Here is a 233-nt window from a genome sequence, read left to right on the forward strand (position 1 = left end):
GCCCGGGGCGATGATTATTCACTTCCTCGGTGGGATCCACGAACTGTATTTCCCATATGTGCTGATGAAGCCGCTGACTATTATTGCCATGATTGCGGGCGGTATGTCTGGTACCTGGATGTTTAACTTACTGGACGGTGGTCTGGTGGCTGGCCCAAGTCCGGGGTCTATCTTTGCTTACCTGGCACTGACGCCGAAAGGCTCGTTCCTGGCGACAATTGCCGGTGTTACGG

General features: G+C 54.5%; 1 pseudogene. It reads left to right on the forward strand.

What is annotated here, in order from left to right:
* A pseudogene (locus tag V5P19_RS24585) lies at nucleotides 1-233 on the forward strand (PTS mannitol transporter subunit IIBC); the annotation flags it as partial.

Source organism: Enterobacter sp. UNJFSC 003 (assembly GCF_036903355.1).
Lineage (GTDB): Bacteria > Pseudomonadota > Gammaproteobacteria > Enterobacterales > Enterobacteriaceae > Enterobacter.